The 11,869-nt window shown below is 70.6% G+C and carries 12 protein-coding genes; 6 read left to right on the forward strand and 6 right to left on the reverse strand.

What is annotated here, in order from left to right; genetic code table 11:
* Positions 1-15: 15 nt before the first annotated feature.
* Together ACZ4TG_RS12950 and ACZ4TG_RS12955 are read right to left on the reverse strand one after the other, a co-directional pair.
* Entirely contained in the window at positions 16-285 is a 270-nt protein-coding gene (locus ACZ4TG_RS12950; protein ID WP_468161999.1) for a protealysin inhibitor emfourin, read from the reverse strand.
* Positions 286-314: 29 nt separating this feature from the next.
* Positions 315-1,379: a M4 family metallopeptidase gene (locus ACZ4TG_RS12955; RefSeq protein ID WP_468162000.1), complete on the reverse strand. Its 1,065-nt coding sequence runs from the start codon at positions 1,377-1,379 to the stop codon at positions 315-317.
* Positions 1,380-1,756: 377 nt separating this feature from the next.
* Here ACZ4TG_RS12955 and leuA point away from each other — a divergent pair, with 377 nt between their 5' ends.
* Positions 1,757-3,520, forward strand: coding sequence for a 2-isopropylmalate synthase (leuA, locus tag ACZ4TG_RS12960; protein WP_468162001.1), 1,764 nt, complete (start codon positions 1,757-1,759; stop codon positions 3,518-3,520).
* Between the two features lie 77 nt (positions 3,521-3,597).
* Here the strand turns inward: leuA and ACZ4TG_RS12965 are convergent, their stop codons facing one another.
* Entirely contained in the window at positions 3,598-4,356 is a 759-nt protein-coding gene (locus ACZ4TG_RS12965) for an SDR family NAD(P)-dependent oxidoreductase (RefSeq protein WP_468162002.1), read from the reverse strand.
* A gap of 162 nt (positions 4,357-4,518) precedes the next feature.
* Here ACZ4TG_RS12965 and ACZ4TG_RS12970 point away from each other — a divergent pair, with 162 nt between their 5' ends.
* The 5 genes from ACZ4TG_RS12970 to ACZ4TG_RS12990 all read left to right on the forward strand — a co-directional run bounded on the left by ACZ4TG_RS12970 (position 4,519) and on the right by ACZ4TG_RS12990 (position 9,683).
* Positions 4,519-5,214, forward strand: coding sequence for a tellurite resistance TerB family protein (locus ACZ4TG_RS12970; RefSeq protein ID WP_468162003.1), 696 nt, complete (start codon positions 4,519-4,521; stop codon positions 5,212-5,214).
* 645 nt (positions 5,215-5,859) lie between these two features.
* A complete protein-coding gene (locus ACZ4TG_RS12975; RefSeq protein WP_468162004.1) occupies positions 5,860-7,434 on the forward strand; it encodes a nucleobase:cation symporter-2 family protein in 1,575 nt (524 codons plus the stop codon).
* 97 nt (positions 7,435-7,531) lie between these two features.
* Positions 7,532-8,278 (forward strand): DNA repair protein RecO, encoded by a 747-nt coding sequence (gene recO / locus ACZ4TG_RS12980; RefSeq protein WP_468162005.1) that lies wholly within the window; start codon positions 7,532-7,534, stop codon positions 8,276-8,278.
* Between the two features lie 11 nt (positions 8,279-8,289).
* On the forward strand, positions 8,290-9,111 hold the full coding sequence (locus tag ACZ4TG_RS12985; RefSeq protein WP_468162006.1) for an isoprenyl transferase: 822 nt from the start codon (positions 8,290-8,292) through the stop codon (positions 9,109-9,111).
* A gap of 29 nt (positions 9,112-9,140) precedes the next feature.
* Complete coding sequence (locus ACZ4TG_RS12990) at positions 9,141-9,683, forward strand: YcxB family protein (RefSeq protein WP_468162007.1); 543 nt, start codon at positions 9,141-9,143, stop codon at positions 9,681-9,683.
* Between the two features lie 29 nt (positions 9,684-9,712).
* On the opposite strand, the gene ACZ4TG_RS12995 is transcribed toward ACZ4TG_RS12990, so the two are convergent.
* Genes ACZ4TG_RS12995 through ACZ4TG_RS13005 form a run of 3 tightly spaced genes read right to left on the reverse strand, consistent with a single transcriptional unit; the run spans position 9,713 to position 11,850 of the window.
* Positions 9,713-10,141, reverse strand: coding sequence for a Fur family transcriptional regulator (locus ACZ4TG_RS12995; RefSeq protein WP_468162008.1), 429 nt, complete (start codon positions 10,139-10,141; stop codon positions 9,713-9,715).
* A 51-nt stretch (positions 10,142-10,192) separates the two neighbouring features.
* Complete coding sequence (locus ACZ4TG_RS13000) at positions 10,193-11,059, reverse strand: metal ABC transporter permease (protein ID WP_468162009.1); 867 nt, start codon at positions 11,057-11,059, stop codon at positions 10,193-10,195.
* A complete protein-coding gene (locus tag ACZ4TG_RS13005) occupies positions 11,059-11,850 on the reverse strand; it encodes a metal ABC transporter ATP-binding protein (RefSeq protein ID WP_468162118.1) in 792 nt (263 codons plus the stop codon). Before ACZ4TG_RS13005 ends, ACZ4TG_RS13000 begins: the two co-directional genes overlap by 1 nt.
* Positions 11,851-11,869 lie beyond the last annotated feature (19 nt).

Genomic DNA, 11,869 nt, shown 5'->3' on the forward strand with positions numbered 1-11,869 from the left:
GGCGTCACCCGGCCCTCACGCGCCCTCCTTCAGCACCCGCGAGATCAGGCTGCGCTGCGCCGACGACAGGTCCGGCTCCGCGCAGCACACCGTCCGCCCGTCCACGGTGATCCGGTACGAGAATCCGTCCCGCACCCGGTCCGCTCCGCGCCCCGGCGGGGCGGGCCGCAGCGCCAGCTGGGCCAGCGCCTGCCACTCTTCCTCGTCGGGCAGGCCCGAGGTGTCCACCTCGGCCCGCCGTTCGATGCCCGCGAAACCGCCCGTCCGTACCACCTGAATCCGCATGCCCGGCTCTCTACCCCGGCCCGTGGGCGCTATCCGAGGCCCACCGCCGACCAGGCCTTCTGGAGCGCCTGGTGCTCCGCGCCCCCGTCCCCGTACCGGGCGACGGCCGCGGCCGTCGTGAGCCGGGCGAAGTCCGCGAACTCCGCGTCCGCGGCGAGCTCGCCGCCGGTCAGGGTGTCGTACCAGATCCGGCCCGCCCGCTCCCAGGCCTTGCCGCCCAGCTCGGTGGCCACGATGTAGAAGGCGTGGTTCGGGATGCCGGAGTTGATGTGCACACCGCCGTTGTCGCTGTGCGTCTGCACGTAGTCGTCCATCGTCGCCGGCTGCGGGTCCTTGCCGAGCTCGTCGTCGTCGTACGCCGTGCCCGGCGCCTTCATCGAGCGCAGCGCGACCCCGCTGACAGCGGGGCCCAGCAGTCCGGCCCCGATGAGCCAGTCCGCCTGCTCCGCCGTCTGCTCCAGCGAGTACTGCTTGATCAGCGAGCCGAAGACGTCCGACATCGACTCGTTCAGGGCGCCCGACTGGCCGCGGTACTCCAGGTTGGCCGTGTACTGGGTCACTCCGTGGGTCAGCTCGTGTCCGATGACGTCCACCGACACGGTGAAGTCCAGGAAGAGGTCCCCGTCCCCGTCGCCGAAGACCATCTGGCGGCCGTCCCAGAAGGCGTTGTTGTAGTCCTCGCCGTAGTGGACGCTCGCGTCCAGCGCCAGTCCGGAGTCGTCGATCGAGTGCCGGCCGAAGCCCTTGAGGAAGAGTTCGTACGTGGCCCCCAGACCGGCGTACGCGCGATTGACGGTGGCGTCCTTGGTCGCAGCGTCGCCCTCCCCGCGGACCTTCTTCCCGGGCAGCCGGGTGCGGTGCAGCGCGTCGTAGATCGTCCGGCGCGGTTCATCGGTCACGGGTGCGCCCAGTGCGGGGGCGATCCCCCTGACGGTGGTGACCCGTCGACGCGTACGCAGCAGGGAGTCCCGTTCGAGGGTGCGCTGCGCGGTGTCGGCACGGCGGGTGTCCTCGGACTGGGCGATCTTGTCGAGGAGATGGGGAGGTACCACCGTGCAGAAGACGGGGTGGGCGTGCTGGTGAGAGGCATCCATCCCGGCAATGTGGCAGTGCGTTATGCCGGTGTCACTAGCTGCAACCATGATTCATTCGGTTGTCTGAAAGCCGTCGCGCCGCGTTGACGGATCACCCGGACCTCGCGCCGGTCCGACCGTAAAAGAAGAGTCATAGCTCACATAGGGTGCAAATCGGACCCCGAGGTCTTGCATACTGAAACAGGTCCTCGCGATACGGGGCGGCTCGGTTAGGCTCGGCCCATCATGCGTTTCGGGCTGCTTCTCCTTAGCTGCCGCGGCGAGGGTCTGTAGTCGTAGGCCGGCCCCCTCCCCGCGGAGTTTGGTGTTGCGGTTTTTACGACCGCCCGTCGGCCGTCCCAGCGAACTACACGCGGACACGCGAGGAGCCCAACGCCATGAGCCAGCAGCCTTTTGTCGGTCGCCCCACGCCCATCACGAACGCGACCCACACCCAGCAGCCCTCCGGGATGCCGATCCACAAGTACGGCTTCTACGAGCAGGTCGAGATCCCGGACCGCACCTGGCCGGACGCCCGCGTCACCAAGGCTCCGCGCTGGCTGTCCACCGACCTGCGCGACGGCAACCAGTCGCTGATCGACCCGATGACCCCCGCCCGCAAGCGCGAGATGTTCGACCTGCTGGTGCGCATGGGCTACAAGGAGATCGAGGTCGGCTTCCCCTCCTCCGGCGAGACCGACTTCAACTTCGTGCGCTCCATCATCGAAGAGGGCGCGATCCCGGACGACGTCACCATCTCCGTACTGACCCAGGCCCGCGAGGACCTGATCGAGCGGACCGTGGAGTCCCTGGTCGGCGCCAAGCGCGCCACCGTCCACCTGTACAACGCGACCGCCCCGACCTTCCGCCGGGTCGTCTTCCGCGGCTCCAAGGAGCAGATCAAGCAGATCGCCGTCGACGGCACCCGCCTGGTCATGGAGTACGCCGAGAAGCTGCTGGGCCCCGAGACCGTCTTCGGCTACCAGTACAGCCCGGAGATCTTCACCGACACCGAGCTGGACTTCGCCCTGGAGGTCTGCGAGGCCGTCTGTGACGTCTGGCAGCCGGCCGAGGGCCGCGAGATCATCCTGAACCTGCCCGCCACCGTGGAGCGTTCGACGCCGTCCACGCACGCGGACCGCTTCGAGTGGATGGCCCGCAACCTGACCCGCCGCGAGCACATCTGCATCTCCGTGCACCCGCACAACGACCGCGGCACCGCCGTCGCCGCCGCCGAACTGGCGCTGATGGCCGGCGCCGACCGCATCGAGGGCTGCCTGTTCGGGCAGGGCGAGCGCACCGGCAACGTCGACCTGATCACCCTGGGGATGAACCTGTTCTCCCAGGGCATCGACCCGCAGATCGACTTCTCGCAGATCGACGAGATCCGTCGCACGAGCGAGTACTGCAACCAGATGGAGGTCCACCCGCGCCACCCCTACGCGGGCGACCTGGTCTACACCGCCTTCTCCGGCTCCCACCAGGACGCCATCAAGAAGGGCTTCGACGCCATGGAGGCCGACGCGGCCGCCGCCGGCAAGACCGTCGACGACATCGAGTGGGCGGTCCCGTACCTGCCCATCGACCCCAAGGACGTCGGCCGTTCCTACGAGGCGGTCATCCGCGTCAACTCGCAGTCCGGCAAGGGCGGTATCGCCTACGTCCTGAAGAACGACCACAAGCTGGACCTGCCGCGCCGCATGCAGATCGAGTTCTCCCGGATCATCCAGGCCAAGACCGACGCCGAGGGCGGCGAGGTCACGCCGAAGGCGATCTGGGACGTGTTCTCGGACGAGTACCTGCCCAACCCCGAGAACCCGTGGGGCCGCATCCAGCTGCGCTCCGGCCAGACCACCACCGACAAGGACGGCACGGACACGCTGACCGTCGAGGCGGTCGTGGACGGCGCGGACACCGTGCTGGACGGCACCGGCAACGGCCCGATCTCGGCCTTCTTCGACGCGCTGGCCGGCATCGGCGTGGACGCCCGCCTGCTGGACTACACCGAGCACACCATGAGCGAGGGCGCCTCGGCCGTGGCGGCCTCGTACATCGAGTGCGCCATCGACGGCCGCGTCCTGTGGGGCATCGGCATCGACGCCAACACCACCCGCGCCTCCCTGAAGGCGGTCATCTCCGCCGTCAACCGCGCGGGCCGCTGACCCGTCGGCGCCGTGAACCGCGGAACCCCGCACCTCCCTCGGGAGGGGCGGGGTTCCGCCGTTTGCGCCGTCCGCGCTCAGCGCGCCAGGTAGCCGCCGTCCACCGGGAGGATCGCGCCGGTGATGAAGGACGCCGCGTCCGAGGCCAGGAAGGCGATCGCGCGGGCCACCTCCTCCGGCTCGCCGAGGCGGCCCATCGGGTGGGCCCCGGCGATCTCCGCCAGGTACTCCGGCCCGCCGGGCTCGTCGCGCAGGGCCAGCACCCGCTCCGTACGGATGGTGCCGGGGGCCACGGCGTTGACGCGGATCCCGTGTGCGGCCCACTCCACCGCGAGGTGCTTGGTCAGACCCGACGCCACGAACTTCGCCGGGCCGTACGCCGCCTGCCGGGCCTGCCCGGCCACCCCCGAGATCGAGGACACGCAGACCAGCGCCCCGCCGGGCGGGCTCTGGCCGGTCATCGCCTCGATGGCGTACTTGCAGGTGAGGAACATGCCCCGGCCGTCGACCGCCATGACGTGGTCCCAGTCCTGCGGGGTGGTCTCCCGTACATCCGAAAGAGGGAGTACCCCGGCGTTCGCCACGGCGACGTCGAGCCTTCCGTACGCGCCGACCGCGGCGGCGACCATCGCGCGGTTGGCGTCCGGATCGGCCACGTCACCGGCCACGGCGGTGATGCCGAACCCCTCGGCGGCCAGCTCCGCACGCAGGGCCTCGACCCCGGGGGCGTTGATGTCGGCCGCGGTCACCCGGGCCCCGGAGCGGGCCAGCAGCAGGGCCGTGGCCCGGCCGATGCCGCTCGCCGCGCCGGTCACCAGACAGGATGCGTTTTCCACGCCGCCGAGCGTAGGGAAAAACGCGGGGGCGGGCGGGGACGCAGACCGGCCAAGTCCAAGATCCGCCGGGAGGTTGTCTTGTCACACGACTGACGCATCCTCACCGATGTGGCTAACATCACGCCAACCGGCGATGTTGCCGGAAGGTAACGGAGGTGGGACGTGCTGCCAGTTCGGGGTGGGGACGGCCGGAAGCTGACGGTCTGGGGCATCCGTACCACCTGGAGCACCGTGGGCGACGGGGAGTTCTTCTGCCCCGGCTGCGGCGGTGACCGCAACTACCGCCGGCGCACCGGCCGCCGCAGGTTCGCCGTCCTCGGGGTGCCGCTGCTGCCGCGCGGACAGGCCGGGCCCGTCGTCGAATGCCAGGCCTGCCGGGAGCGCTTCGACACCGACGTGCTGGACCACCTGACGACCACCCGCTTCTCCTCGATGCTCCGCGACGCCGTGCACACGGTGACGCTGGCCGTGCTGGCGGCGGGCGGGACCGCCTCGCACAGCGCCCTGGAGGCCGCCGTGGCGGCCGTACGGGCCGCAGGGTTCCAGGACTGCACGCAGGAGCAGCTGGAGTCCCTGGTGGACGCCCTGTCCGCGGACGAGGGCCGGCTCGGCCTGTACGACGGCCCGGAGTGCCGCGGGGCCGCGCTGTCGATAGAGCTCCACGAGGCACTGGAACCCCTGGCCCCGCACCTGGCCGGCCCGGGCCGGGCCTCGCTGCTGCTGCAGGGCGCGCGCATCGCCCTCGCCGACGGGCCGTACATCCCGGCGGAGCGCGAGGTGCTGGCCACCGTGGGCGCCGCGCTGCGGATGGGCGCGGACGAGGTGTCCCGGCTGCTGTCGGCGGTCCGGGCGCCGTAGGGCCCGCCGCCCCTGCCGGCCGGCCCCGGATCGCGCCTCCCGCCGCGGGAGCGGTCCGGGGCCGTTCTCGTCGGCGGTGACCGTCTGTGGCCGATACCGCCCGTCCCAGCCGCCCCGGCTGTATCCGAAACCGGCCGGAACGGCCTTGTTCGACGTAACGATCCGGCCTCGCGAGGCTGAACCGAAGCCCCTCGCGCTCCGTGCAACAGGCCGGAGGCTGCCACTCCGTGATCGGTGTACCGGCCAGCCAGATGGCTGGAATCAGGCGTCTAGGTTTGCCCCGCCGAACGCCTGCAAAGGACGTACGCCCAGGTCATGTCCCATGGGCTTCGCGTGAGCGCAGCGAACCTGGACGTTTCCGCGGCCGGTCCGCCATACTCCCCTGTCGAGAACCCCGCCATTGGGCGAACCTCCAGATCGGGACTCCCGGAACGTCAACACTTTGTCGAAGTCGACGATATGTGTGAGCACGCCCACAGGCGTTCAATTCCGGTCACACGACGAGACGCCGCCGGTAACACAGCGGGGCTTCGATTCACGTGAACTCACTGACAACCCTGACGGACCAACGGGTTAGCGACCCACTCCGAGCAGGGATAACCAGATCTCCTCTCGTTACCTACCTCATTGAAGGGCAAGGCAGAGATGGCACGTGTCGCCGCCCGGCTTTCCGCCAACGGAGAGCAGAGCACGCACCCGGTCGACGAGGTGCTCCCCCTCCCCAAGCTCGCGCTGTACGGCTTCCAGCACGTACTCGCCTTCTACGCCGGCGCGGTGATCGTCCCGATCATCGTCGGAGGCGCCCTCGGGCTCACCACCGAGCAGCTGGTCTACCTGATCAACGCCGACCTGTTCACCTGCGGCATAGCCTCGATCATCCAGGCGTGGGGCATCGGGAGGATCGGCGCGCGGCTGCCGCTCATCCAGGGCGTCACCTTCACCGCGGTGTCCCCGATGATCGCCATCGGCCTCGGGGCGGGCGGCGGAACCGCCGGCCTGCTCGTCATCTACGGCGCGGTCATCACGGCCGGCATCGCCACCTTCGCCTTCGCCTGGCTTCCCCCCAAGGCCTTCCGCACGGTCATGAGGCTCTTCCCGCCGGTCGTCACCGGCACGGTCATCACCGTCCTCGGCATCGTGCTGATCCCGGTCGGGCTCAACGACGCCGCGGGCGGCGTCGGCAGCCCCGACTTCGGAGACCCCAAGCACTTCGCCTACGCCGGCGGCACGATGCTCTTCATCCTCGTCCTGATGAAGCTCGGCAGGCCCTTCGTCTCCAGCATCTCCATCCTGCTCGGCCTCGTCGGCGGTACCGCCGTCGCCTTCCTGCTCGGCGACGCCAAGTTCGGCGACGTGAGCAACTCGGACTGGATCGGCATCACCACCCCGTTCCACTACGGAGCACCGAAGTTCGCCTGGTTCCCGATCCTGCTGATGCTCATCGTCATGCTGATCACCATGGTCGAGACCACCGGCGACACGTACGCCGTCGGCGACATCGTCGGCAAGGAGATCGACAGCGAGACCGTGGCCCGCGCCCTGCGCGCCGACGGCGCCGCGACCGCGCTCGGCGGCGTCCTCAACTCCTTCCCGTACGTGGCCTTCGCAGAGAACGTCGGCCTGGTCCGCATGACCAAGGTCAAGAGCCGCTTCGTCGTGGTCGCCGCGGGCGTCTTCATGATCGTGCTCGGGCTGATCCCGAAGGCCGCCGCGATCGTCGCCGCGGTCCCGCACGGAGTGCTCGGCGGCGCGGCGACGGTGATGTTCGCGATGGTGGCCCTGGCGGGCATCCAGACGCTGGCCAAGGTCGACCTCAAGGAGGAGAAGAACGCGCTCGTCGTCGGCGTCTCCCTGGCCTTCGCACTGCTCCCCGCCACCGTCCCGGTGCTCTTCAAGGACCACATGGACGCGGACCTCTCCTCGCTGCTCAACAGCGGCGTCACGCTCGGAGCCACGGCCGCGATCGTGCTGAACCTGATCTTCAACGGCCTGGGCAAGGACGGCGCGCACGGCGCTCCCGAGATCGCGCTGCCCGCCCAGGCGGCCGGCCCGGACGGTACGGACGGTTCGGACGGTACGGAGAAGGCGGCCGAAGAGACGGCGCCGGCCGGGGCGGAAGGCGCGGCCAGGACCAAGGCGGAAGGCGCCACCAAGACCGAAGGGACGGCCCCGACCGAAGCCGAGCCCGAGACCGAAGGCGCGGCGACGCCCGCCTCCTGATCCTCCCAAGGGGTGACGGCCCTCCGCCCGGACCCGTGTCCGGACGGAGGGCTCTCGCTGTCCCCGCGCGGGTCCCCGTACAGGCGACAATGGGCGCATGAGTCTGTTCCGCGACGACGGCATCGTGCTGCGCACCCAGAAGCTGGGTGAGGCGGACCGCATCATCACGCTCCTCACCCGGGGCCACGGCCGAGTGCGGGCCGTCGCCCGCGGAGTGCGGCGTACGAAGTCCAAGTTCGGCGCCGGGCTGGAACCTTTCTCCCACGCCGACGTGCAGTTCTTCGCCCGGGGCAGCGAGCTGATCGGCCGCAGCCTGCCGCTCTGCACCCAGACCGAGATCATCGCCCCGTACGGCAACGGCATCGTCACCGACTACGCCCGCTACACCGCCGGCACCGCGATGCTGGAGACCGCCGAACGCTTCACCGAGAACGAGGGCGAGCCCTCGGTGCAGCAGTACCTGCTGCTCGTCGGCGCCCTGCGCACCCTCTCGCGCGGCGAACACGAGCCGCACCTCATCCTCGACGCCTTCCTGCTGCGCTCCCTCGCCGTCAACGGCTACGCGCCCAGCTTCGAGGACTGCGCGAAGTGCGGGATCCACGGCCCCAACCGGCACTTCTCCGTCGCCGCGGGCGGGGTGGTGTGCGGAGACTGCCGGGTCCCCGGCAGCGTCGTACCCTCGTCGGAGGCCATCGCTCTGCTCAGCGCGCTGCTGACGGGCGACTGGGGTCACGCGGACGCCTGCGAGGCGCGTCACGTGCGGGAGGGCAGCGGGCTGGTCTCGGCCTATTTGCACTGGCATCTGGAGCGCGGGCTACGCTCCCTGCGATACGTCGAGAAATAGGAGCTGGGCACATGGCACGACGCGGGATTCTGGGACGCTCTCGCCGGGAGTACAAGGTTCCCGAGCCGCACCCGTCCGGTGCGCGCCCGCCGAAGATCCCCGGCGAGCTCGTCCCGAACCACGTCGCGGTCGTCATGGACGGCAACGGCCGCTGGGCCAAGGAGCGCGGACTGCCGCGCACCGAGGGTCACAAGGTGGGCGAGGGCGTGGTGCTCGACGTGCTCAAGGGCTGCCTGGAGATGGGCGTCAAGAACCTCTCCCTGTACGCCTTCTCGACGGAGAACTGGAAGCGCTCGCCCGACGAGGTGCGCTTCCTGATGAACTTCAACCGCGACGTGATCAGGCGCCGCCGCGACGAGATGAACGAACTCGGCATCCGGATCCGCTGGGTCGGCCGTATGCCGAAGATGTGGAAGTCGGTCGTCCAGGAGCTCCAGATCGCGCAGGAGCAGACCGTCGACAACGACGCGATGACCCTGTACTTCTGCGTCAACTACGGTGGCCGCGCGGAGATCGCGGACGCGGCGCAGGCGATCGCGCGGGACGTGGCGTCGGGCCGGCTGGACCCGTCGAAGGTCAACGAGAAGACCTTCGCGAAGTACATGTACTACCCGGACATGCCGGACGTGGACCTGTTCCTGCGGCCGAGCGGCGAGCAGCGCACCTCCAACTACCTGCTCTGGCAGAGCGCGTACGCCGAGATGGTCTTCCAGGACGTGCTGTGGCCGGACTTCGACCGCCGCAACCTCTGGGCGGCGTGCCTGGAGTACGCCCAGCGCGACCGCCGCTTCGGCGGCGCCGTCCCGAACCAGGCCGAGGGCTCCGCGGGCTGAACCCGCGGCGGGGCCTAGGATCCGCTGTCATGGACACGAACGCGGTACCGGCGGTGGGCGAGGCCGTACGGCTCGTCTACCGTCCCACGACGGAGGATCTCGCCGAGGCGATCCGGGCCCGGAGCAGCCGGACCCCGGCCGGGCGGCGCAGGCGCCGGCTCTACGTCTGCTTCGCCGCGTTCTTCCTGGCCCTGGCCGTGCTGGTCACGCTCGTACGCGACGGCTTCCAGCCGCTCGCGGTCGGGCTCGTGGCGGGTGCGCTGTCCTTCGGCCTGACGCCGAGGCTGTTGCACGGGCTCCAGGCGCGCGCCTTCGGAGCGCTGCTGGAGCGGGCGGGGGAGACGCGGGCCGTCGTGGAGGACACCGGGGTCCAGGTGATCACCGCGGACACGGAGACCCGCATCGGCTGGACCGCACAGCCCTCGTACGTGGAGACCGAGCTGGCGTTCGTCATGCTGAGCGGCGACAAGCAGTCGATCGGCATGACGGTCCTGCCCAAGCGCGGGGTCCAGGACCCGGCCGACGTGGACCGGCTGCGGGCGATCCTCGACCGGAACCTGCGCCGGCTCTAGGCCGCGGCAGCTGTGGCGGACTGGCGGCGCTAGCCCGCGGCCGCGCAGTCGGCGCAGGTGCCGAAGATCTCGACGGTGTGGGCGACGTTCACGTAGCCGTGCTCGGCCGCGATGGCCTCGGCCCACTTCTCCACCGCCGGGCCCTCCACCTCGACGGCCTTGCCGCACTTGCGGCAGACCAGGTGGTGGTGGTGGTCCCCGGTGGAGCAGCGCCGGTAGACGGACTCGCCGTCGCTGGTGCGCAGCACGTCCACCTCTCCGGCGTCCGCGAGCGACTGGAGGGTGCGGTAGACGGTGGTCAGGCCCACGGAGTCGCCGCGGTGCTTGAGCATGTCGTGCAGCTCCTGGGCGCTGCGGAACTCGTCCACCTCGTCCAGCGCCGCCGCCACGGCGGCCCGCTGCCGGGTGGATCGTCCTCGTACTGGCGCGGTATTCGTCTCGCCAGGCGCAGTCGCCACCGGTTCCTCCTCGTGTAGGCCTGCCGCCATTGTGCCAGGCGGACGCCCGCGCTAGACCTTGACGTCGTCGCGCGTGCAGACCTCTTCGGCGACGGCACGGGCCGCTTTCGCCCGGCGCCTGGCCAGCGGCGCCGAGACCGCGGTCATGACGACGAAGACGGCGATGGCGAGCAGCACGATCGCCGCGCCGGACGGGGCGTCCAGGTAGTACGTGGCGCTCACGCCGCTCAGCGAGACCGCGACGCCGATCACCATGGCCAGCGAGAGCGTCGCCTTGAACCCGCGGGTGACCCGCTGGGCGGCCGCGACGGGGATCACCATCATGGCGCTGACCAGCAGCAGACCCACGATCCGCATCGCCACGGTGACGGTGACGGCGGCCGTGACGGCCATCAGGAGGTTCAGCGCGCGCACCGGCAGACCGGTGACCCGGGCGAACTCCTCGTCCTGGCTGATGGCGAACAGCTGGCGGCGCAGTCCGATGGTGACGGTGAGGACGAAAACGGTGAGGATCACCGCGGCCGTGACGTCCTCCGGCGCGACGGTGGTGATGCCGCCGAAGAGATAGCTGCTCAGGTTGGCGGTGGAGCCTCCGGCCATGTTGATGATCATGACGCCGCCGGCCAGGCCGCCGTAGAAGAGCATGGCGAGCGCGATGTCGCCGCTGGTCTTCCCGCGGGAGCGGATCAGCTCCATGCCGACCGCGCCGACGACGGCGACCAGGCTGGCCATCCACACCGGGTTGGTGTTGAGCAGGAAGCCGAGGGCGACGCCGGTCATCGCCACGTGGCCGATGCCGTCGCCCATGACGGCCTGCCGGCGCTGGACGAGGTACGTGCCGATCGCGGGCGCCGTGAGGCCCACCAGCACGGCCGCGATCAGCGCCCGCTGCATGAAGGCGTAGTTCAGGAGGTCCATCAGCTCAGCAGTCCCGTCCGCAGGGGCTCGGCGTCGTGCGCCGCGTGGGGGTGTACGTGGTCGTGGCCCGGGAGGGCGTGCTGGCCGACGGCCTCGGGCGGCGGGCCGTCGTGGACGACGCAGCCGTCGCGCAGGACGACGGCCCGGTCGATCAGCGGCTCCAGCGGGCCCAGCTCGTGCAGGACGAGCAGGACGGTGGACCCGGCGGCGACCTGCTCGCGCAGGGCCTTCGCGAGGACCTCCTGGTTGGCGAGGTCCACACCCGCCATCGGCTCGTCCATGATCAGGAGTTCGGGTTCGACGGCGAGTGCCCGGGCTATGAGCACGCGCTGGTGCTGGCCGCCGGAGAGGGCGTTGACGGAGGCTTCGGCGTGCCCGTCCATGTCGACGAGGGCCAGGGCGCGCTCGACGGCGGCCTTGTCGGCCTTGCGCAGGATCCCGAAGCGGGAGCGGGCGAGCCGGCCGGAGGAGACGACCTCGCGGACGGTGGCCGGGACGCCGCTGGCGGCGGTGGTGCGCTGCGGGACGTACCCGATGCGCGACCAGTCGCGGAAGCGCTTGAAGTCGGTGCCGAAGAGGGACAGCTCGCCGCCGGAGAGCGGGACCTGGCCGACGACGGCGCGGACGGCGGTGGACTTGCCGGAGCCGTTGGCGCCGAGCAGGGCGACGACCTCGCCGCGGCGGACGGTGAGGTCGATCCCGCGCAGCACGGGGCGCGAGCCGAGCGAGGCCGTGGCCCCGCGCAGGGATATGACGGACTCGTCCTCGGCCCGTCGGGGCGTGGTCTGCATGGCTCGCGCCTCCGTTGCT

The organism is Streptomyces sp. NPDC028314 (assembly GCF_055565795.1).

Bases quoted from the DNA above. Each gene is read 5' to 3' on its own strand.
- ACZ4TG_RS12950 (WP_468161999.1), bottom strand. From the start codon at position 285: ATGCGGATTCAGGTGGTACGGACGGGCGGTTTCGCGGGCATCGAACGG.
- ACZ4TG_RS12955 (WP_468162000.1), bottom strand. From the start codon at position 1,379: ATGGATGCCTCTCACCAGCACGCCCACCCCGTCTTCTGCACGGTGGTA.
- leuA (WP_468162001.1), top strand. From the start codon at position 1,757: ATGAGCCAGCAGCCTTTTGTCGGTCGCCCCACGCCCATCACGAACGCG.
- ACZ4TG_RS12975 (WP_468162004.1), top strand. From the start codon at position 5,860: ATGGCACGTGTCGCCGCCCGGCTTTCCGCCAACGGAGAGCAGAGCACG.
- recO (WP_468162005.1), top strand. From the start codon at position 7,532: ATGAGTCTGTTCCGCGACGACGGCATCGTGCTGCGCACCCAGAAGCTG.
- ACZ4TG_RS12985 (WP_468162006.1), top strand. From the start codon at position 8,290: ATGGCACGACGCGGGATTCTGGGACGCTCTCGCCGGGAGTACAAGGTT.
- ACZ4TG_RS12990 (WP_468162007.1), top strand. From the start codon at position 9,141: ATGGACACGAACGCGGTACCGGCGGTGGGCGAGGCCGTACGGCTCGTC.
- ACZ4TG_RS13000 (WP_468162009.1), bottom strand. From the start codon at position 11,059: ATGGACCTCCTGAACTACGCCTTCATGCAGCGGGCGCTGATCGCGGCC.
- ACZ4TG_RS13005 (WP_468162118.1), bottom strand. From the start codon at position 11,850: ATGCAGACCACGCCCCGACGGGCCGAGGACGAGTCCGTCATATCCCTG.